Genomic DNA, 21,628 nt, shown 5'->3' on the forward strand with positions numbered 1-21,628 from the left:
AATGCTCGCCCGCAAATTGTCCGCCGAGTTCGTCGGGACGTTCTTGCTTGTGCTGTTGGCCGTCGGCGCGGCGGTCAGCGGGATCGGTGGGCTGTCCGACTACCCCGCGAGCGGTGTCACTGGTGTGGCGCTGGCGTTCGGATTCGTCTTGATGGGTCTTGCCTACGCGCTCGGACCGACGTCCGGCTGCCATGTGAACCCGGCAGTGACCTTGGCCTTCATGGCGTCGCGTCGCCAGGAGGTCAAAGAGGGTTTGCTGTATATGGTCGTGCAGTTCCTGGGCGCTGCCTTGGGAGGTGCGGTGCTCTACGTCTTGGTCGAGTTCGGTGGGGTCGCTGATCGCACGGGTGGACTCGGTACCAACGCGTTCGGCGGCAACGGCCCCAACGCTCTTGGTGCCTTCGTCGCCGAACTCCTTCTGACGGCAGCTTTCGTCGGCGTCATCCTGCTGGTCACCGACCACGCCGCTGCGCCGGGCTTCGCTGGCCTGGCCATCGGCGCCACCCTTGCGGCCGTCCACCTGGTCGGAATCCCTCTGACTGGCACCTCGGTCAACCCGGCTCGCTCGTTGGGACCGGCGCTGTTCGCCGGTGGCGAGTCGTTGCAGCAGGTGTGGTTGTTCTTGATCGCACCGTTCCTCGGCGGGCTGCTGGCCGTCGGCTTCTGGGCACTGGTGCGGCCGCATGACGCGATCCTGGGCGACGAGGGCGAAGAAGCCCTCGAGCGGAACAAGGCCTGATCGAACTGGCCCCGTGCCGCTGTGACGCCGGGGGCTCGGTCGCCAGTTATCAGTCCGGGGGGCGCGCGTAGTACCCTGACTCACGCTCGCCCCAATAGCTCAGTCGGTAGAGCGTCTCCATGGTAAGGAGAAGGTCTACGGTTCGATTCCGTATTGGGGCTCCATGCTGCTCATGGCAGCAGCGGACAACTGAACAACCGGCACTTCGGTGCCAGGGCGGAGTAGCTCAGCCTGGTAGAGCAAGCGGCTCATAATCGCTGTGTCGTGGGTTCAAGTCCCGCCTCCGCTACCCCTCACAGAAACAACTTCCGAAAGGAACCGACTCATGGCCAAGGCCAGCGATGTCCGCCCCAAGATCACCTTGGCTTGCCAGGACTGCAAAGAGCGCAACTACATCACGAAGAAGAACCGGCGCAACAACCCCGACCGGCTCGAGTTGAAGAAGTTCTGCCCGCGCTGCAACGCCAGCACGGTGCACAAGGAAACCCGCTGAGCAAGCGGTCGTAGGCGATTCAGCACCCCAGCCAGGCCATAGGCGGATCGCCTCGCCGCTACTTGAAGGATCCACCACCCCCCTTCCCTTCGCTCTCTTCACTGCTGCCCCCCACACTCACAGATCACGGGCTTAGCGGCACAGCTCCTGCAGTTCCGGCGCTAGGGCATGTGTGTCCGAGTCCCTCGCCGCCCCCGCAGGCGATCGACACGCACACCGGGATAGGTTCGGGGAATCGATCGATTCACGTCGGATCGGGATCGGGTCGGGATCAAGTCGGATCAAGTCGGATCAAGTCGGATCAAGTCGGATCAAGGAGGAACTGTGGGACGTCTGGACGACCGGGTGGCGATTGTGACCGGCGGTGGCCGGGGAATCGGGCAGGCCACTTCTTTGCGCCTGGCTGCCGATGGGGCGGCCGTCGTGGTCAATGACATCGACGAGACTCCCGCCGCCGAGACAGTGGATCTGATCACACAGGCGGGGGGGCGGGCCGTGGCGGCCGTGGCCAACACCGTCGAACTCGATCAGGCGCACGCGCTGGTCAACCGCGCCGTGAGCGAGTTCGGCCAACTCGACATTCTGGTCAACAACGCGGGGACCACGCGGGACAAGATGTTCCACGGACTGGACGACGAACTCTTCGACTTCGTGGTGGACACCAACCTCAAGACGGGCTTCCACACCACGCTGGCCGCCATGCCCTTCATGCGTGAGGTCGCCAAGGCGGAGATCAAGGAGAACGGCGCCCCCGCCTATCACCGCAAGATCATCTTCACTTCGAGTGTCGCGGCGCTGATGGGCAACCCCGGCCAGTTTAACTACACCGCCGCCAAGGGCGCCATCATCGCCACGACCAAGACCTTGGCTCGGGAACTCGGGCCGTTCGGTATCAACGTCAACGCAGTCGCTCCGGGCTTCGTGGAGACCCGCCTCACCGCGGCCAAACAATCGGGTGAGACCTACGGGATCCCGGAAGAAATGCGGACCATGGCGCGCGCGATGATCTCGCTGGGCCGCCTCGGTCTGCCGGAGGACATAGCAAACGTCACGGCATTCCTCGCTTCGTCGGATTCCGACTTCGTCTCCGGGGTCACCATCCCTGTCACCGGCGGACAACTCGGAGGCATGTGATGCCTCTCAACCCCGGGTACGTCGGCAAGGCCTACCCCGCCACCCCCGGCTACCTCGTCGGCCGCGAGCACATTCGTGACTTCGCCACCGCCATCGGAGACAACAACCCCGTGTTCCACAACGTCGATGTCGCGCGGGAACTCGGCTATCCGGATCTCATCGCCCCACCGACCTTCCCATTCACGCTCACGATGAAGGCCATGGCCATGGCGATGTTCGACCCGGAACTGGGATTGGACTATGGCCGCGTGGTGCACGGTGAGCAGCACTTCGAGTACACACGTCCGATCTGCGCCGGTGACGAACTGGTCGTGAGCACAGTCATCGCCGACATCCACTCGTCTGGCAAGAACGAGTTCCTCACCACCCGCAGCGAAGTGAGCACAGTGGCCGGCGAACTCGTCGTGACCACGTCGGAGGTCATCGTGTCCCGGGGGACCGCGGTGGAGGTGGCGCCATGACCACAGTGACATTCGATGACATCTCGGTCGGCGACGAGCTCCCCCCGCTGAGAGTGCGGCTGCAGCGCGTCAATCTGGTCATGTACGCAGGGGCCAGTGGCGACTTCAATCCCATTCACTGGAATGAACGAATCGCGACCGCAGTCGGGCTTCCCGACGTCATCGCGCACGGCATGCTCACGATGGCCACGGCTGCGAGAGTGGTCACGGAGTGGCTGGACGATCCGGGCGCTGTTCGGTCCTATCAGGCCCGTTTCAGCCGTCCGGTGGTGGTGCCCGACGACGATCGTGGCGCTGAAGTCACGATCACCGCGCAGGTGGCCGAGAAGCTGGCTGACGGTCACGTGGCGATCGAGATCACGGCTATGTCCGGTGACGAGGAAGTGCTGAAGCAGGCGCGCGCTGTGGTGGAACTACGGCTCTGACGGCACGCATTCCCGGAACCCGTCATCCGCGCACCCCGTCATCCGCACACTGAGCGCCGCCTACCTGCTCCGGCGCGCGTCAACTGATCCGAGCCGCTGCGGTGGTGGCCAGTTGTAGGGCCTGCTCGTCGCTGGCGCCGACTCCGATCTGGACCATGACGAAGTGGTCGCCCACCAGCATCCCGACCACAGGTGATTCGGTTTCCTCGTTGGTGAGGATGTAAGCGCGCTTGGCGCCGGGTAGTTCGACGGGCCTGGCCTTGTCCCCGAAGTAGGCCGGCGCCAGATCGACGTTGGTGTCATACGACTTGGCACCATCGATCTGGGAGACGCTCACGTCGACGATCGCCTCCGGGACCTCGACACCACCGACGTCGCCCATCTTGGTGAACGTGCAGGTCGCGATCTGCCGGGCGCCATCAGTGGACTCTTCCCCGGCGGGGAACGTTGTCTCGAGTACCTGATTGATCTCATCGGCGGTGAGCAAGCCACAAGGGTCATCAGCGCTGACGGCTGACACCGACTCGCTCGGCAGCGCCGAGGTCGCGGAAGGGGTCGGCACGGCGGAAGTCGCCGACCCGGTCGAAACCGGCCCTCCGGGTTGCGCTGACCCCGAACACCCCGCAACCAACGCGCCGACAGCCAGAATTGATGCCGAAATGGACAGTCTCGCCGCTCGCGCCCGTCCTTGCGCACCGGTCAGTCCTCGCGGACGGGCCAGCCCCCCCGAAGGGTTCGGTTCTGGCGAAAGGGCGCTGCGCATGAGGTCGACTCCCGTCCCTGAGGTGCTGTCCATACGATAGGCCTGTGGTCCAGCCCGTCGATGAGCGCCCGGCGCTGCCCGATGTGTGCTTGGCAGACCTCACCACCTTGCGCCTGGGGGGCCCGGCTCACCGCGTTGTGGAGGCGACCACCCAGGACGAGATCATCGCCGAGGTGCAGCGAGCGGACCATGACGGGGAGTCGCTGCTCGTCCTCGGTGGCGGAAGCAACGTCGTCGTCGCCGATGACGGATGGCCCGGCACCGTGTTGCTCGTGCGCAACCGTGGGGTCGCGATCGCGGAAGGGTGTGGTGCCGCCCAGGTGATCGCCGAGGCAGGTGAGGATTGGGATCACCTCGTGGCCACCGCGGTGGCCACGGAACTCGCAGGCGTCGAGGCGCTCTCGGGTATCCCCGGTCGGGTGGGGGCCACACCGATCCAAAATGTCGGCGCTTACGGTCAAGAGGTCGCGGACGTCATCGCTCGAGTCCGGCTCTTCGACCGCAAGAGCGGGGAGATCAGGGAGTTGACCCCCGGCCAATGTGGATTCGCCTATCGCGACAGCGTGTTCAAACGACGCCCGGGCCGGTACGTGATCCTCGCGGTGGCATTCCGGCTCGAGCGCTCGGCATCATCACGGCCGATCACGTACCCGGAGTTGGCCAGGCGGTTAGGCGTGGGATTGGGTGATCGCGCTCCTCTCGGTGATGTCCGAGCGGCCGTGCTCGGCCTGCGTGGTGAGAAGGGAATGGTGCTCGATGACAGCGATCACGACACCTGGAGCGCCGGTTCTTTCTTCACCAATCCCATCATCGATCCGGCGTCAGCCCAGACGCTGCCCGACGAGGCCCCGCGGTTCCCGGTCAAGGGCGGAGTGAAAGTCAGCGCTGCCTGGTTGATCGAGAATGCCGGCTTCGGCAAGGGGTATGGAACGGGCACGGCGGCGGTGTCCACCAAACACTCGCTGGCATTGACCAACAGAGGTTCGGCCACGAGCGCTGAGTTGCTGGCGCTCGCCAATCAAATCCGTATCGGGGTGGCCGATCGGTTCGGGATCCGACTGTCACCTGAGCCGGTGCTGGTGGGATGCGAACTGTGACGGAGGAAAGGCTGTGACGGAGGAAAGGCCGTGACCGAGGAAAGGCCGTGACCGAGGAAAGGCCGTGACGGAGGAAAGGCGCCCAGACCCTATCCAGGCTCAGGCGAGCAGAGTGGCGATCCGGGTCACGCCCTCGCGTAGATCGTCGTCGCCCAGTGCATAGGACAGACGTAAGTACCCGGGTGTGCCGAACGCTTCGCCCGGCACGACGGCGACTTCGACCTCGTCAAGGATGATCTCCGCCAACTCCGCGGTGGTCGTGGGGACCCGACCACGGATGTCGCGCCCCAGGACCTGCTTGACCGAGGGGTAGGCGTAGAAGGCGCCCTCGGGTTCGGGGCATTCCACCCCGTCGATCTCGTTCAGCAGGGCCACGATGTCGCGTCGGCGCCGGTCGAACGCCGTGCGCATCTCCGCGACGACGGCCAGATCCCCGGACACGGCTGCCAAGGCCGCGGCCTGAGCCACATTGCACACATTCGAGGTGGCGTGTGACTGCAGGTTGGTCGCTGCCTTGACCACGTCGGCGGGACCCACCATCCACCCCACGCGCCAGCCGGTCATGGCGTAGGTCTTGGCCACCCCATTGACGACGACACAGCGATCGGCGAGGTCCGGTGCCAGTACGGGCATGGAACTGAACTCCGCATCGCCGTACACCAAGTGTTCGTAGATCTCGTCCGTGATGACCCAGAGCCCGCGTTCGACGGCCCACTGTCCGATGGCCTCGACCTCGGCGGGGGAGTAGACGGCGCCAGTCGGGTTGGACGGTGACACGAACACCAGAACCTTGGTGCGGTCCGTCACATACTCCTCGAGTTGCGCGATGCTGGCCCGATACCCGGTCGACTCGTCCGTCGGAACCTCGACCACCGTCCCCCCGGCGAGCTGTACGAGCTCGGGATACGTGGTCCAGTACGGCGCGGGCAGCAGGACCTCGTCGCCGGGATCCAGCAGGGTGGCGAACGCATTGTAGAGAGCCTGCTTGCCGCCGTTGCTCACGAGAACCTGGCTGGGGGGTACCACGAGGCCCGAGTCCCGTTCCGTCTTCGCCGCGATGGCCTCTTTCAAGGCGGGCTGGCCTCCGGCCGGGGAGTACCGATGGTTCTTCGGGTCCCGTGCCGCGATGACAGCCGCCTCGACGATGTAGTCGGCGGTGGGGAAGTCCGGCTCGCCCGCGCCGAAGCCGATGACCGGGCGACCGGCGGCCTTCATGGCCTTGGCCTTGGCGTCGACGGCCAGCGTGGCCGACTCTGCGATGGAGCCGATTCTTTGGGAAACCCGTGCGGAGGCAGACATGGCGTCATCCTCTCATCGGGAACCCCGGCCGGGAAGGGGTCCCGTCTTCGCCAAGAGGTGCACGTGGGCACTTGTCCGAGCTTCGGCAAGAAGATCGCCCTGCACTCACGGGGACTCACGGGGACTCACGGGGACTCACGGGGACTCACGGGGACTCAGGGACCTTGCGGGGGTTCGGGGGATTGGACCGCGCCCGCGTCGGCATCTACACTCGGACCCGGTGTGTCACCGCCCTGCGGCAGCCTGCCCACCCCCAGTGGTCAGTCCTCGGCGGAGTTGTGGCTCCACAGGGTCGTAGCTCAATTGGTAGAGCACCGGTCTCCAAAACCGGCGGTTGGGGGTTCAAGTCCCTCCGGCCCTGCTGGACCGGAGGAGACGGCTCGATCCGAAGGAGACGGCTCGATCCGAAGGAGACGGCTCGACCAGCCAGACGAACAAGCAGCGACAGACGCGGAGGAACAGTGAGCGGAACCGGAACAGCGCGAGCTGACCGGGACAGCCTGGGCTGGTTCGCCCGACTGTCCTTGTTCCTGCGCGAGGTCATCGCCGAGCTGCGCAAGGTCATCTGGCCCACACGCAAGGAACTCATCGCCTACACCGGCGTGGTCATCGTCTTCGTGGTGATCATGGCCGGGATCGTGGCCCTCATGGACTTCGTATTCGGACGCGGCGTTCTCGCCCTGTTCGGCGGCGAGTGACGGAAGGAATGAAGTGACCGATCAGCCGACGTGGTCCGACGGACCGGCAGTCCCCGCCGAGACCGGGGATGGGACTACCGCCGTCGACAGCGCCCCCGATCCGTTCGCCTCGACCGATGAGACGGCCGCCGTCCAGTCCGAACTCTCCGAAGTGACGGATCCTGACCTGGCGCCGGACGAAGCCACTCAGTTCGAGAACTCCTCAGACGCGGCCGCCGCAGAGGTGACCCAGGTCGAGGATGAGGCCGCCATCGCACAACAGCCGGCCTCCGACGGTGATGTTGCCGCCGCGGATGACGACGCAAGCCCCAGCGCGGGAGATGCCGGTGTCGATGTCGGCACTGGCGAGATCGACGAGGCGGGTGAACCCGACCTGCGCGAATCACTCATGATGCAGCCCGGTGAGTGGTTCGTGATCCACTCCTACGCCGGCTACGAGAAGCGAGTGAAGGCCAACCTCGAGCGTCGTCGCGAGACCATGAACCTCGAGGACCGGATTTTCCAGGTCGAGGTCCCCGAAGAAGAGGTCTGGGAGTTCCGCAAGGGCGAGAAGAAGCGGGTCCGCCGCATCAAACTGCCCGGCTACGTTCTGGTGCGGATGGACATGGACGACGAGACGTGGGGCGCGGTGCGCCATACTCCCGGAGTCACCGGATTCGTCGGTAGTGCCCAGAACCCGCAACCGCTCAGCATCGACGAGGTCGTGCGTATGCTGCAGCCGCCCGAGACGTCCAAGCCCGCAGCGGCCGCAACTCCCGACAGCGCGGCACAGCAAGCAGCCAGCTCCGGTGGCGCTGCCCCCGCCACCCAGACGGTTGTGGTCAGCGACTTCTCCGTGGGTGACGTGGTCACGGTGATCGACGGGCCGTTCGCGACCCTGCAAGCCACCATCTCCGAGGTCAATGGGGAGAGTCAGAAACTCACGGCGATGGTCGAACTGTTCGGTCGTGACACCCCGGTCGAACTACGTTTCGATCAGGTCGAACGGGCATGACGACCCCTCCCCGGGACACAACACAGCCAGCACGAGCAAGGAACGAGTGAGGAAGACATGGCTCCCAAGAAGAAGGTCGCCGGCCTGATCAAACTGCAGATTCAGGCGGGCCAGGCCAACCCGGCCCCACCCGTGGGTCCTGCGTTGGGACAGCACGGTGTCAACATCATGGAGTTCTGCAAGGCCTACAACGCGGCCACCGAGAGCCAGCGCGGCGAAGTGATCCCAGTGGAGATCACCGTCTACGAGGATCGCTCGTTCACGTTCATCACCAAGACTCCTCCCGCCGCGAAGTTGGTACTCAAGGCCGCCGGGCTGCAGAAAGGTTCGGGCGAGCCACACAAGACCAAGGTTGGTTCCATCACGCGCGATCAGGTGCGCCAGATCGCTGAGACCAAGATGCCCGACCTCAATGCCAACGACATCGACGGAGCGATGAAGATCATCGAGGGCACCGCCCGTCAGATGGGCGTCACCGTCACCGGCTGACCCTTCCCCGATCTCCCGCCTCCCCGGCGGAGGAGGATGCGCCGCCGGCGCCGCCTCGTGGCAGGGCTCGTGCAGCCCACATGACCACACCTGCGAACAAGGAGCAGAACATGAAGCACGGAAAGAACTACCGCAGTGCCGCCGCCACGGTGGACCGCGACAAGCTGTACACCCCACTCGAGGCCATGACGCTGGTCAAGGACTCCGGAACCGAGAAGTTCGACGCCACCGTCGAGGCAGTTGCGCGGCTTAGCGTGGATCCCCGCAAAGCCGATCAGATGGTCAGGGGCACCGTGAACCTGCCGCACGGCACGGGCAAGACCGCGCGGGTGCTGGTCTTCGCCGCCGGCGAGAAGGCCGAGCAGGCCCGGGCAGCCGGGGCGGACTTCGTCGGCAGCGACGACATGATCGAGAAGGTCGCCGGAGGTTGGACCGACTTCGACGCGGCTGTCGCGACCCCGGACATGATGGGCAAGGTCGGCCGGTTGGGCAAGGTTCTGGGCCCCCGCGGTCTGATGCCGAACCCCAAGACCGGCACGGTGACGATGGACGTCGCCAAGGCCGTCGAGGAGATCAAGGGCGGCAAGATCGAGTTCCGCGTCGACAAGCATGCGAACTTGCACTTCATCGTGGGCAAGAAGTCGTTCACCGCAGAACAGCTGGCCGAGAACTACACGGCGGCCTTGGACGAGATCCTGCGGCTGAAGCCGTCGAGTTCCAAGGGCCGCTACATCAAGAAGATCGTGGTGAGTTCGACCATGGGACCCGGGATCCCGGTGGAGCCGGCCCGGGCCCGCGAATCCGCGGGCGACCAGGCCTGACGTTGCCAGCGGTTCCCCGGTGGGCGGGTGCTCTTTCGAGTCGGGATGCGAGCGCCGAGTCGGACTGCGAAGTCGCCCAGGACGCGCGCCGGTGCCTGCCACTGGTGATCCGGTGACTGCATCTGGTGATGAGGGCTGGGGATCCGTCATGCCCGCTTGGCCCCGAGTACCGTGGAATCAGAGTTCCTGCGTCAGGAGGACGCCATGAAGTCGTTCCACGCCCTGGTGGCCGGCATCGTCGCGGCTGGGTTGATGGCCCTGCCGGCAGGCGCTGTCGCTGCCGACCCGCCGCCGAACAACAACCGCGCCGATGCGATCCGAGTCACCCCGCCACAAACGGTCACCGGGACATTGGTCGGGGCGACCCTCGAGCCGGTCGGGGACGAGAGCGAATGTGGCGACACTGACGGTTCGGTCTGGTATCGGTTCACCGCCCCCAAGGACGGCGTCATCATCCAGCTCGACGCCAACGGCGAGATGGACGCCACCGTGGACGTCTTCGAGCGCACCCGGTCTCGCTATGACTGGTTCGACTGCACCTCGACGGACAAGAAAGGCATTGCCACACTCGACACCGGCGGCTGGGAATCCGGCGCTGAATACGCGATCCGGATCGGCAATGAGACCGGTTCTGTCGCCAATACGTTCACGCTGCGGGTCCTGATCCCCGCTCAGCCACCTCGCCCCCCCGGCAAGAAACTCCCCGCGAACGGCGCCAAGGGCTCTGTCGACCGCCTGGTCGATCCGGGCAACGCCTACTGGAAACGCCTCAACGAGGGGCGCACCACCAAGATGTACCTCGGTGGCCAGTACTGCACGTCGCTGAGTGTCTACCGTCCCGGAACCAAGTCGTTCTCCAGCCAGCCGGTCCTGCGCAGCAAGTGCGGCGGGTACAGACTGTTCACCCCCGACGAGTCCGGTCGCTACGTCTTCCTGGTCGAAGCCGGGCGCAGCCGGGACGTGCAGCGGTATCGACTTCAGGTCGAGCGCGCCCGAGCGGACGACACCGTTCCGGGGATCTTCATCCGCAACCACGCCAAGGTCAAAGGCCACGTCAATGGGGGCATCGACTCCGTCGATCTCTACCGTTTCGACGTCACCCGCCGCAGTGAGTTGACCCTGCGGGTCAGTGGGGGACCCGATCTTGAGTTGCGCAGCGACGGCGGCAGTTATCTCGGTGGTGGGTCCACCATCGACCGTGTGGTCCGGCCCGGACGGTTCTTCGTCGCTGTCGAAGGCCAGGGCAAATACCAGTTGTCCCGCGTTTCGCGCGCGGTGACGAAGTCGTCCCTGCGTTTCAACGGCAACCGCAAGGCCGCAGTGCGCCCGGGGTCGACCGCGCGCCTGCAGATGAACGTCCGTCCCGGCGTGTCCGGGCGTGGGGTCATCGTGGTGGAGCGCCTCGATCCGATCGCCGGATGGCAGTTCCTGCGCCGGTATCGCGTGTCCGTCAACGGCGGGGACGCCACCGTGTCCTTCCGTCCCCCGAGCGTGGGACGGTACCGCGCGGAAGGTGAGTTCCTGAAGAACCGCGACGCCGCGGGCAGCGAGACCGGAGTTGCGAAACTCCAGGTGCGCGGTCCACTCGTCGAGTGAGACGGCCGCCGTTTTGACCCGAGCGCGGATCACCGCGTACCCTGGCCGGGCCGTAGACCGCTGGTGTCGAAAGACGTAAATGCCTCCCGAGGTAGCCCGCGCAGGTGATGACCGGGAACCCGATCGGATCCCACCCTCTCCTCGCGCGCCGGCGGTCCCACCAGAAGGGACCCGACGAATGTCGCGCAGCTCCAAGACCAAAGCAGTCGCGGAACTCACCGAGCAGTTCCGCAACTCGTCCGGCGCCGTCCTCACCGAGTATCGAGGCCTGACCGTGGCGCAGCTGCGGGAACTGCGCACGGCCCTGCGCGGCAATGCCGACTACACCATCGTCAAGAACACCCTGACGAAACTCGCCGCGCGGGATGCCGGTGTCGAGGGCTTCGAGGAACTGCTCTCCGGGCCGTCCGCGATCGCTTTCGTGACCGGCGATGTCGTCGAAGCAGCCAAGGGCCTGAAGAACTTCGGCAAGGATCACCCCGCGTTGGTCGTCAAGGGCGGCTTCGTTGATGGCAAGACGGTCACTCCGGAAGAACTGAAGACGCTGGCGGATCTTGAATCGCGCGACGTCCTGCTCGCCAAGTTGGCCGGAGGGATGAAGGCCTCCCTCAACCAGGCTGCAGCCCTGTTCAACGCCCCACTGTCGCAAGCGGTCCGCACTATCGAGGCGCTGCGCGTCAAGGCCGAGGCCGATCCCGCAGTCCTGGCCGGAGGCGCCGGATCGCCTGCCCCGGAGGAAGCGGCGGCCAAAGCCACCGCGGATGATTCTTCGGCTGACGACACCGAGTCGTCCGCCGATGCCGAGGCTCCGGCCGAGGCGCCCGCCGAACCGGCAGCACAGGCTGCCGCGGAGGCATCGCAGGAGGGCTGACGCCCTGACCCACCCACCGTCCCCCGACGGCCCGTCAAGGAGTCCGGCCCAGCCGGAGCAAACGAAAGGAACGCCACCATGGCGAAGCTCAGCACCGAGGAACTGCTGGATGCCTTCAAGGAGATGACTCTCCTGGAGCTCAGCGAGTTCGTGAAGCAGTTCGAAGAGACCTTCGAGGTCACCGCAGCCGCTCCCGTCGCGGTCGCAGCCGCGGGCGCCCCAGCGGCGGCCGGTGGCGGGGAGGCCGCCGCCGCCGAGCAGGACGAGTTCGATGTCGTCTTGGAGTCGGCCGGCGACAAGAAGATTCAGGTCATCAAGGAGGTCCGCAGTCTCACCGACCTGGGCCTCAAGGAGGCCAAGGACCTGGTCGAGGGCGCACCCAAGCCCGTCCTGGAGAAGGTCAACAAGGAGGCCGCAGACAAGGCCAAGGAGGCTCTCGAGGCCGCTGGAGCCACGGTCACCGTCAAGTGATCCCACGCTGACCGCTTCGGTCAGCACGGAAGGGGCAGTCGCCGGTGCGGCTGCCCCTTTCGCTTGTCGCGATCCGCTCACCTTGCCGCTCTTGTCCACCGTTCGGGGTTTCGCCTTGACTCATTGGGGTGGGATGGCCATGATCGGGTCAGGTTTCGCGCCGGGGGCGCGGCTCAGCAGGGTGTTGTGTGATTCTCAACACCCCCATAGACATGCGCCCACTTCCTCTGTAGTGTTGGGGGTTGCGTCTCCTATCAAATGAACCCCCGCTCATCAGCGTGTCTTGAGCCGCGCAGGACACCCGGATGATCGGAGCACTCAGTGAGCCCACGGGCCACTGCGGTGGACGGTGTGGGTAGAGGCGAACTGACAATCAGCGCGTTGCTCGGGAAGGACCCTTCTTGACCGCCTCGACTCCGTCGAATCTCACCAACTCCAACCTCCCCGGATCCGGACGTGTCTCGTTCGCCCGGATCCACGAACCGCTCGAAGTCCCCGATTTGCTGAGTCTGCAGATCGACTCGTTCGACTGGTTGATCGGCAACGAGCACTGGCAAGCCCGGGTCGATGCCGCCAAGGCCGGGGGACGCGATGACGTCCCTTTGAAGTCCGGCATGGAAGAGGTCTTCGAGGAACTCGGCGAGATCAAGGACAACCAGGACACCATGTCCCTGTCCTTCAAGGACTTCCACTTCGAGCCCCCCAAGGCCTCCGTCGACGAGTGCCGCGAAAAGGACCTCACCTACGCTGCCCCGCTGTTCGTGACGGCGACCTTCGAGAACCGCACCACCGACGTCAGCATGAGCCAGACCGTCTTCATGGGTGACTACCCGCTCATGACCGACAAGGGCACTTTCATCATCAACGGCACCGAGCGTGTCGTGGTGTCCCAGCTCGTCCGCTCGCCAGGCGTCTATTTCGAGAAGTCCGTCGACAAGACCACCGACAAGGACGTCTTCGTTGCTCGCGTGATCCCCAGCCGGGGTGCCTGGCTGGAGTTCGAGATCGACAAGAAGGACATCGTCAGCGTCCGTCTCGACCGGAAGCGCAAGCAGCCGGCCACCATCCTCCTGAAGGCCCGCGGCTGGACGGCCGAGCAGATCGCGGAGCGGTTCGGCCAGTACGAGTCGGTCATGCAGACCCTCGAGAAGGACCACGTCACTACGCAGGACGAGGCGCTGCTCGACATCTACCGCAAGATGCGACCCGGTGAACCCCCGACCGTCGACGCGGGGCGCAACCTGCTCGAGAACTACTACTTCAACCCCAAGCGCTACGACCTGGCCAAAGTCGGTCGCTACAAGGTCGATAAGAAGCTCGGGCTGGAGCTCCCACTGTCCGAGGTCGTCCTGACCGACGAGGACGTCGTCGCCACCATCGAGTACCTCGCCGCCCTGCATGCCGGCAAGGAGACCCTCGAGTCGCCGCGGGGCGAGATCCCCGTCGAGACCGACGACATCGATCACTTCGGCAACCGGCGGCTTCGCACGGTCGGCGAGCTCATCCAGAACCAGATCCGTACGGGTCTCACTCGGATGGCCCGCCTGGTCGGCGAGAAGATGGGCACCTCGGACGTCGAGGCCATCACGCCGCAGTCGCTGATCAAGATCACGCCGTTGGCTGCCGCGATCAAGGAGTTCTTCGGAACCTCCCAGTTGTCGCAGTTCATGGACCAGACCAACCCGCTCGCGGGTCTGACCCACAAGCGCCGCCTGTCGGCGCTGGGCCCCGGTGGCCTGTCCCGCGAACGCGCGGGCTTCGAGGTCCGTGACGTTCACCCGTCGCACTACGGCCGCATGTGCCCGATCGAGACTCCGGAAGGTCCGAACATCGGCCTGATCGGCTCGCTGGCCACCTACGGTCGGGTGAATCCCTTCGGGTTCGTCGAGACCCCATACCGCCGCGTTGAGAACGGCATCGTGACCGACATGGTCGACTACCTCTCGGCTGACGAGGAGGATCGCCATGTCATCGCGCAGGCCAACTCCGCACTGAACCCCGACGGTACGTTCGTCGAGGACCGCGTCCTGGTGCGCCGCAAGGGTGGCGAGGTCGATTACGTCCCGGGCAACGAGGTCGACTACGTCGACGTGTCGCCACGACAGATGGTGTCCGTCGCCACGGCCATGATCCCGTTCCTCGAGCACGACGACGCCAACCGCGCCCTCATGGGATCCAACATGCAGCGTCAGGCGGTTCCGCTGCTGCGGGCCGAGGCGCCGCTGGTCGGGACCGGAATGGAGTTCCGCGCGGCGAAGGACGCCGGCGATGTCGTCGTGGCCGAGGAGGCCGGCGATGTCATCGAGGTGTCTGCCGACCTGATCTCGGTCCAGTCCGAGGACGGCTCCATCCGCGACTACCGGTTGCACAAGTTCCGTCGCTCGAATCAGGGCACGTCGTACAACCAGCGTCCGATCGTCGAGGTGGGACAGCGGGTCGAGGCCGACCAGGTCATCGCCGATGGGCCTTCGACCGACAACGGCGAACTGGCACTCGGGAAGAACCTGCTCGTGGCATTCATGCCCTGGGAGGGTCACAACTACGAGGACGCGATCATCCTGTCCGAGCGGCTCGTTCGCGACGACGTGTTGTCCAGCATCCACATCGAAGAGCACGAGGTCGACGCCCGCGACACCAAACTGGGTCCCGAGGAGATCACCCGCGACATCCCCAACCTGTCCGAGGAAGCCTTGGCCGAACTCGATGAGCGGGGCATCGTTCGGGTGGGCGCCGACGTCCAGTCCGGTGACATCCTGGTCGGCAAGACCACTCCGAAGGGCGAGACCGAACTCACCCCCGAAGAGCGACTCCTGCGGGCCATCTTCGGAGAGAAGGCCAAGGAGGTCCGCGACACCTCGCTGCGCGTCCCGCACGGCGAGAGTGGCAAGGTCATCGGCACCCGCATTTTCGACCGCGACGAGGGCGACGAGTTGCCCCCCGGCGTCAACCAGATGGTGCGTGTGTATGTGGCGCAGAAGCGCAAGATCACCGAAGGCGACAAGCTTGCGGGTCGGCACGGCAACAAGGGTGTGATCGCCAAGATCCTCCCGATCGAGGACATGCCGTTCCTCGAGGACGGCACTCCCGTCGATGTCGTGCTCAACCCGCTGGGCGTGCCGCGTCGGATGAACCTGGGCCAGATCCTCGAAACGCACCTGGGTTGGGTGGCCAAGTCAGGCTGGGACGTTCCGTCGAGTGATCCGCGGGTGGCAGCGCTGCCGGAAGGCACACGCTCCGCGCCTCCCGGTTCGAACGTCGCCACCCCTGTGTTCGACGGTGCCCGAGAGGATGCGTTGTCCGCGCTGATGGAGCACGCCCGTCCCGACGAGGACGGCCAGGTGCTGGTCGATTCCGGTGGCAAGGCCCGACTGTTCGACGGCCGCTCCGGAGATCCGTACCCCGAGCCGGTATCGGTCGGATACATCTACATCCTCAAGTTGTTGCACTTGGTGGACGACAAGATCCACGCCCGGTCCACGGGTCCGTACTCGATGATCACCCAGCAGCCTCTGGGCGGTAAGGCGCAGTTCGGCGGGCAACGGTTCGGAGAGATGGAGGTGTGGGCGCTCGAGGCCTACGGTGCGGCCTACGCGCTGCAGGAGTTGCTCACCATCAAGTCCGACGACACGCACGGCCGCGTCAAGGTTTACGAGGCGATCGTCAAGGGCGAGAACATCCCCGAACCCGGGATCCCCGAGTCATTCAAGGTGCTCGTCAAGGAAATGCAGTCGCTGTGCCTCAACGTCGAGGTGCTGTCCAGCGACGGTGTCGCCATCGAGATGAAGGAGTCCGACGAGGACCTCTTCCGAACCGCGGAAGAGCTGGGCATCGATCTGTCCCGGCGCGAACCGAGTTCGGTCGAGGAAGTCTGACCGTCGTGACCGGGGCCCAACGGCCCCGGTCACCCCAACAGCTGAATCACATCCACGAGCAAGAGAAGGAACCACGAAGTGCTCGACGTCAACTTCTTCGACCAGTTGCAGATCGGTCTGGCGACCGCAGAGGACATCCGGACCTGGTCGCATGGCGAGGTCAAGAAACCCGAGACCATCAACTACCGCACCCTGAAGCCGGAACGCGACGGCTTGTTCTGCGAGAAGATCTTCGGTCCCACCCGGGACTGGGAGTGCTACTGCGGCAAGTACAAGCGCGTGAGGTTCAAGGGCATCATCTGCGAGCGCTGCGGCGTCGAGGTCACCCGCGCCAAAGTGCGCCGTGAGCGCATGGGCCATATCGAACTCGCAGCACCCGTGACGCACATCTGGTACTTCAAGGGGGTCCCGTCACGGCTGGGCTACCTGCTCGATCTGGCGCCGAAGGACCTCGAGAAGGTCATCTACTTCGCCGCGCACATGATCACCGAGGTCGACGAGGACGGTCGGCACAAGCAACTGCCGTCCCTGGAGGCCCGCCTCGGCGAGGAGATCGCCCGCATCGAGCAGCGCCGCGACAACGACATCAACACCCGTATGGCCAAGCTTGAAGAGGACCTCGCCGCGCTCGAAGCCGAGGGTGCGAAGTCCGACGCCAAGCGCAAGGTCAAGGACGCCGCCGAACGTGAGATGAAGCAGTTGCGCAAGCGCAACGACGACCGTATCGACTTCTTGAAGCGGGTCTTCGACCGGTTCCGCACCTTGAAGGTCCAAGACCTCGAGGGCGACGAGATGCTGTATCGCGAGATGGACGACCGCTACGGCAAGTGGTTCAAGGGCGACATGGGTGCCGCGGCGATCAAGCGCCGGTTGGAGACCTTCGACCTCGAGGCCGAGGCCGAGCAGTTGCGCGAAGTCGTGCGCAGCGGCACGGGCGCGAAGAAGACTCGTGCGTTGAAGCGGCTGAAGGTCGTGTCGGCGTTCTTGAACACCACCAACTCACCGTTGGGCATGGTCCTCGACGCGGTACCGGTGATCCCGCCGGACCTGCGCCCGATGGTCCAGCTCGACGGTGGCCGGTTCGCCACTTCCGATCTCAACGACCTGTACCGGCGGGTGATCAACCGCAACAACCGGTTGAAGCGGCTGATCGATCTCGGTGCGCCCGAGATCATCGTCAACAACGAGAAGCGCATGCTGCAGGAAGCCGTCGACGCGCTGTTCGACAACGGCCGCCGCGGCCGACCCGTCACCGGGCCCGGCAACCGCGCGCTGAAGTCGCTGTCCGACATGCTCAAGGGCAAGCAGGGGCGATTCCGTCAGAACCTGCTCGGCAAGCGGGTGGACTACTCGGGGCGTTCGGTCATCGTGGTGGGCCCGCAGTTGCAGCTGCATCAGTGCGGCCTGCCCAAGCAGATGGCGCTGGAACTGTTCAAGCCGTTCGTCATGAAGCGCCTGGTCGAACTGGGTCATTCCCAGAACATCAAGGCGGCCAAGCGCCGCGTCGAGCGCGCGCCGGGTGGCGGTCACGCCTACGCCGACGTGTGGGCGGTGCTCGAGGAGGTCATCGCCGAGCATCCGGTGCTGCTCAACCGCGCGCCGACGTTGCACCGCCTGGGTATCCAGGCGTTCGAGCCGCAGTTGATCGAGGGCAAGGCCATCCAGATCCACCCGTTGGTGTGTACCGCGTTCAACGCGGACTTCGACGGCGACCAGATGGCGGTGCACTTGCCGTTGTCTCCGGAGGCGCAGGCCGAGGCGCGCATCCTGATGCTGTCGTCGAACAACATTTTGTCGCCGGCCAACGGCCGTCCGATCACCACCCCGACGCAGGACATGGTGCTGGGCATCTTCTTCCTGACCGGCATCGAGGAAGGCGCCAAGGGCGAAGGCGGAGCCTACGCGGCGCCTGCCGAGGCGTTGATGGCGTACGACCTGGGTGACCTGTCGCTGCAGGCGAGGATCAAACTGCGGATGTTCGACGGGCAGCCGCCGGCTGAGGTGGAGTTGCCCGAGGATTGGCAGCCGGGTGACGGCTACATCGTGGACACCACGCTGGGCCGGGCGCTGTTCAACGAGGCGCTGCCGAGTGACTATCCGTATGTCAACCAGCAGGTCGACAAGAAGGTCCTCGGCGAGTCTGGTCAATCGGTTGTCCGAGCGGTACATGAAGATCGACATCGCCGAGACGCTGGACCGACTCAAGGAGTTGGGCTTCCACTGGGCGACCCGTTCAGGTGTGACGATCTCGATCGACGATGTCGTCTCGCCACCGAAGAAGCGGCAGATCATCGACGAGGCCGAGGCCAAGGCGACGAAGATCGATGCGAAGGTCGCCATCGGTGGCATGACGGATCAGGAGCGTCGCGACGAACTGATCAAGATCTGGACGCGCGCGACCGAAGACGTCGACCGTGCGATGCGTGAGAACCTGCCCGCTGACAACTCGATCGCCGAGATGGTGATCTCGGGTGCTGGTGGCAACTACAGCCAGATCCGTCAGATCGCCGGTATGCGTGGCCTGGTCGCCAACCCCAAGGGTGAGACGATCCCACGTCCGATCAAGGCGAACTTCCGTGAGGGCTTGTCGGTGTTGGAGTACTTCATCTCCACCCACGGTGCTCGTAAGGGTTTGGCCGACACGGCGCTGCGGACCGCGGACTCCGGGTATCTGACCCGCCGTCTGGTGGACGTGTCGCAGGACCTGATCGTGCGCGACATCGACTGCGGTACCAAGGTCGGTCTCGAGATGACCATCGGTGAACCTGACTCCGAAGGTGTGCTGCAGGTCGCCGAGAACGTCGACACTTCGGTCGCCTCACGGGTGTTGGCTCGTGATGTCGAGGTCGACGGCACTGTCGTGGTCCCGGCCGGTTCCGAGATCAGCATGCCGATGATCCGGGATCTGGTCGCCAACGGTGTGGCCTCGATCCGGGTGCGTTCGGTGATGCACTGCAAGAGCATCAAGGGCATCTGCGCGGTGTGCTACGGCCAGAGCCTGGCCAGTGGTCACCTGGTCGATGTCGGCGAGGCTGTCGGCATCGTCGCCGCGCAGTCCATCGGTGAACCCGGCACCCAGTTGACGATGCGCACCTTCCACACCGGTGGTGTGGCTGGTGAGGACATCACGCAGGGCCTGCCGCGTGTGGTCGAGTTGTTCGAGGCGCGTACCCCCAAGGGTCACGCCCCGATCTCCGAGGCCAGCGGTGTGGTCGAGGTGCGCGACACCGAGAAGACCCGCAAGATCGTCGTCGCTCCCGACGGCGATCAGCCCGAGGTCGCCCAAGGTGTGTCGAAGCGCTCCGATCTGCTGGTCGAAGACGGCGAACATGTGCCGGTCGGTACCCAGCTGGTCAAGGGTGTCATCGACCCCAAGCAGGTGCTGCGTGTGCTGGGGCAGCGTCAGGCCCAGAAGTTCCTCGTCGATGAGGTGCAGAAGGTCTACCGCAGCCAGGGTGTGTCGATCCACGACAAGCACATCGAGGTCATCGTTCGTCAGATGCTGCGCCGGATCACGATCATCGACTCGGGGGACTCGCAGTTCCTCGCCGGTGAACTGGTCGACCGCGGCATCTTCGAAAACGAGAACCGTCGCGTGCAGGAAGAAGGCGGCCAGCCTGCCTCCGGCCGCCCGGAACTGATGGGTATCACCAAGGCGTCGCTGGCCACGGAGTCGTGGCTGTCCGCGGCGTCGTTCCAGGAGACCACTCGCGTGTTGACGGACGCGGCCATCCAGGCCAAGACCGACAACCTGATGGGGCTGAAGGAGAACGTCATCCTCGGCAAGCTCATCCCGGCCGGCACCGGCATGCCGCAGTACCGGCACATCCGGGTCGACCCGACTGAGGAAGCCAAGGAAGCCATGTACCCGTCGTTCACCACCTACGACGAACTCACCTACACCGAAGGTTTCGGTGAGAGCACAGGTGAGTCCGTCGCACTGGAGGAGTTCGACACGCGGGGCTACTACCCGAACTGACCGCTATCTCAACCTCGATCGGGCCGTCGAACTCAACAGTTCGGCGGCCCGATCGCTGTCCGGAGGCCACCGCCGGTTTCACGCTTTCTAGTTCGGGCGTCACCGGTGCGACTCCGCCCCCTCGGAGAACTAGGCTGCGCGTGTTCGGGAACGGGTCGACCAGAAGAGGTGCGCCGTGGCCGTAAGACGGACGAAGACGTTGGCAGCGGTGATCGTGGCTGGTGCGCTTGCCGCTGTCGGGTTGCCGGGAATCGCTCATGCCGCATCGGGGGATGCGGTGGTCACACTGCGCACCGTCCGGGTCAGCGAGCCGGACAACCCGACCGTGGCGATCGTGCCGTTCACGGATGCGATCTACAGCGACTGTTCCGAGACGACATCATCGGACTGCATGGATGTGGGCGGTGTCCCCTACCACTACCGCATCGGGGAGATCGAGGTCACCGTCGAGCAGTGGGTGAAGTTCCTCAACCGGACTGATCCCAAGGGCCGGTACCGGGCCAACATGTACGTCACCAGCGAAGGGTCCGAGCAGTGGCCGCGTTTCGGGCAGGTGAACCGCAATCGCAAGGCCCGCGAGGGTCATCGGTACTCGGTGACCTACCCGGAATGGAAAGACAAGCCCTATGGGTTCGCGACGTTCCCGCGGGCGGCGCGGTTCGCCAACGCCTTGACCAATGGGGATGTGTTGTCGAAGAAGGCAGTGGAATCGGATGGGTTCACCGTCACCACTTACCGGGTCCGACTGGGCACCAGAGTCGACTCCGGTATGTACAACCTGAAGAATCGCGCTGCCACTCGAACGAAGAAGAACGGGTTCGTGATTCCCAGCCAGGACGAGTGGATCAAGGCGGCGTACTACGACACCTCAGGCGGGGGAACGTTGTCGTACTGGAAGTACCCGACCAACCCGGGCACTTTCGGCGAAGGGGAGAGCGACGGCCCCGAGCAAGCAGTGCTGAATCCCGATAACGGGAGCGTCACGAACAGCGCCACCCAACCGCTGTCGATCTTCCACGCCTCCGGCGAGACCGCGCCGAACTGGTGTCCCGCTCAGGTGTCGCAGACGGACTGCGAGACGGTCAACCCGTTCGGACTCGATGAAACGGCCTACCAAACGGCGTTCCAGGGCAGCCTCGGCAGTGTCGGACAAGCGGGCACGCGATCCCCGTGGGGCACACTCGATCAGGGGGGTAACGCCGTCGAATGGACCGACACCATCACGCCGCCGCCCTTCGGTTTCCCCGGGGAGCGGGTGTGGCGGCGGCTGCACGGCGGCGTGCCCAATGCGCCTGCCTACCAGCTGTGGATCAGTGCGGTCGGGTTGCAGCCGCAGGACAACACGTTCTACAACCGCACCTACCCGTGGCTGGGATTCCGCATCGGAGTCATCGGAAACCCGAAGTAGCGCCATGGCGCAGCGCGG

At 65.1% G+C, this 21,628-nt stretch carries 16 protein-coding genes, 3 tRNA genes and 2 pseudogenes; 19 read left to right on the forward strand and 2 right to left on the reverse strand.

What is annotated here, in order from left to right; all coding sequences use genetic code 11:
* The first annotated feature begins 1 nt into the window (after position 1).
* From V9E98_11365 to V9E98_11395, 7 genes are all read left to right on the forward strand, one after another.
* Positions 2-739 carry an aquaporin gene (locus tag V9E98_11365; GenBank protein ID MEI2717576.1) on the forward strand — a complete coding sequence of 246 codons (738 nt, stop codon included), beginning with the start codon at positions 2-4 and terminating at the stop codon, positions 737-739.
* Positions 740-827: 88 nt separating this feature from the next.
* Positions 828-903 (forward strand) — tRNA-Thr (locus tag V9E98_11370).
* Between the two features lie 51 nt (positions 904-954).
* Positions 955-1,028 (forward strand) — tRNA-Met (locus V9E98_11375).
* 36 nt (positions 1,029-1,064) lie between these two features.
* On the forward strand, positions 1,065-1,232 hold the full coding sequence (rpmG, locus tag V9E98_11380; GenBank protein MEI2717577.1) for a 50S ribosomal protein L33: 168 nt from the start codon (positions 1,065-1,067) through the stop codon (positions 1,230-1,232).
* Positions 1,233-1,556: 324 nt separating this feature from the next.
* A complete protein-coding gene (locus tag V9E98_11385) occupies positions 1,557-2,366 on the forward strand; it encodes a glucose 1-dehydrogenase (GenBank protein ID MEI2717578.1) in 810 nt (269 codons plus the stop codon).
* Positions 2,366-2,827: a MaoC family dehydratase N-terminal domain-containing protein gene (locus V9E98_11390; protein ID MEI2717579.1), complete on the forward strand. Its 462-nt coding sequence runs from the start codon at positions 2,366-2,368 to the stop codon at positions 2,825-2,827. Before V9E98_11385 ends, V9E98_11390 begins: the two co-directional genes overlap by 1 nt.
* Complete coding sequence (locus tag V9E98_11395) at positions 2,824-3,252, forward strand: MaoC/PaaZ C-terminal domain-containing protein (protein ID MEI2717580.1); 429 nt, start codon at positions 2,824-2,826, stop codon at positions 3,250-3,252. Before V9E98_11390 ends, V9E98_11395 begins: the two co-directional genes overlap by 4 nt.
* Positions 3,253-3,331: 79 nt before the next feature.
* Here V9E98_11395 and V9E98_11400 read toward each other — a convergent pair whose 3' ends face one another.
* A complete protein-coding gene (locus tag V9E98_11400; protein MEI2717581.1) occupies positions 3,332-4,048 on the reverse strand; it encodes a DUF3558 family protein in 717 nt (238 codons plus the stop codon).
* 11 nt (positions 4,049-4,059) lie between these two features.
* Here V9E98_11400 and V9E98_11405 point away from each other — a divergent pair, with 11 nt between their 5' ends.
* The gene (locus V9E98_11405; protein MEI2717582.1) at positions 4,060-5,112 is read left to right on the forward strand and encodes a UDP-N-acetylmuramate dehydrogenase; all 1,053 of its coding nucleotides are present in this window, start codon (positions 4,060-4,062) and stop codon (positions 5,110-5,112) included.
* Positions 5,113-5,211: 99 nt separating this feature from the next.
* On the opposite strand, the gene V9E98_11410 is transcribed toward V9E98_11405, so the two are convergent.
* Entirely contained in the window at positions 5,212-6,411 is a 1,200-nt protein-coding gene (locus V9E98_11410; protein MEI2717583.1) for a pyridoxal phosphate-dependent aminotransferase, read from the reverse strand.
* A 288-nt stretch (positions 6,412-6,699) separates the two neighbouring features.
* On the opposite strand from V9E98_11410, the gene V9E98_11415 reads away from it, so the two are divergent.
* The 11 genes and pseudogenes from V9E98_11415 (at position 6,700) to V9E98_11465 (ending at position 21,610) form a co-directional block, all read left to right on the forward strand.
* Positions 6,700-6,772 (forward strand) — tRNA-Trp (locus V9E98_11415).
* Positions 6,773-6,872: 100 nt separating this feature from the next.
* Positions 6,873-7,109: a preprotein translocase subunit SecE gene (secE, locus tag V9E98_11420; protein ID MEI2717584.1), complete on the forward strand. Its 237-nt coding sequence runs from the start codon at positions 6,873-6,875 to the stop codon at positions 7,107-7,109.
* 13 nt (positions 7,110-7,122) lie between these two features.
* Positions 7,123-8,103 (forward strand): transcription termination/antitermination protein NusG, encoded by a 981-nt coding sequence (gene nusG / locus V9E98_11425; protein ID MEI2717585.1) that lies wholly within the window; start codon positions 7,123-7,125, stop codon positions 8,101-8,103.
* A gap of 57 nt (positions 8,104-8,160) precedes the next feature.
* On the forward strand, positions 8,161-8,592 hold the full coding sequence (gene rplK / locus V9E98_11430; protein ID MEI2717586.1) for a 50S ribosomal protein L11: 432 nt from the start codon (positions 8,161-8,163) through the stop codon (positions 8,590-8,592).
* A gap of 110 nt (positions 8,593-8,702) precedes the next feature.
* Positions 8,703-9,413 (forward strand): 50S ribosomal protein L1, encoded by a 711-nt coding sequence (gene rplA / locus V9E98_11435; GenBank protein MEI2717587.1) that lies wholly within the window; start codon positions 8,703-8,705, stop codon positions 9,411-9,413.
* A gap of 204 nt (positions 9,414-9,617) precedes the next feature.
* Positions 9,618-11,009, forward strand: a complete 1,392-nt coding sequence (locus V9E98_11440) for a hypothetical protein (protein MEI2717588.1) — start codon at positions 9,618-9,620, stop codon at positions 11,007-11,009.
* A gap of 178 nt (positions 11,010-11,187) precedes the next feature.
* A pseudogene (rplJ, locus tag V9E98_11445) lies at positions 11,188-11,691 on the forward strand (50S ribosomal protein L10).
* Between the two features lie 267 nt (positions 11,692-11,958).
* On the forward strand, positions 11,959-12,351 hold the full coding sequence (gene rplL / locus V9E98_11450) for a 50S ribosomal protein L7/L12 (GenBank protein ID MEI2717589.1): 393 nt from the start codon (positions 11,959-11,961) through the stop codon (positions 12,349-12,351).
* Between the two features lie 401 nt (positions 12,352-12,752).
* Positions 12,753-16,223: a DNA-directed RNA polymerase subunit beta gene (gene rpoB / locus V9E98_11455; protein ID MEI2717590.1), complete on the forward strand. Its 3,471-nt coding sequence runs from the start codon at positions 12,753-12,755 to the stop codon at positions 16,221-16,223.
* A 78-nt stretch (positions 16,224-16,301) separates the two neighbouring features.
* A pseudogene (locus V9E98_11460) lies at positions 16,302-20,202 on the forward strand (DNA-directed RNA polymerase subunit beta').
* A gap of 175 nt (positions 20,203-20,377) precedes the next feature.
* Positions 20,378-21,610, forward strand: coding sequence for an SUMF1/EgtB/PvdO family nonheme iron enzyme (locus tag V9E98_11465; protein MEI2717591.1), 1,233 nt, complete (start codon positions 20,378-20,380; stop codon positions 21,608-21,610).
* The last annotated feature ends 18 nt before the right edge of the window (positions 21,611-21,628 follow it).

This window comes from Candidatus Nanopelagicales bacterium (assembly GCA_037045355.1).
In the GTDB taxonomy this organism is placed as follows: domain Bacteria; phylum Actinomycetota; class Actinomycetes; order S36-B12.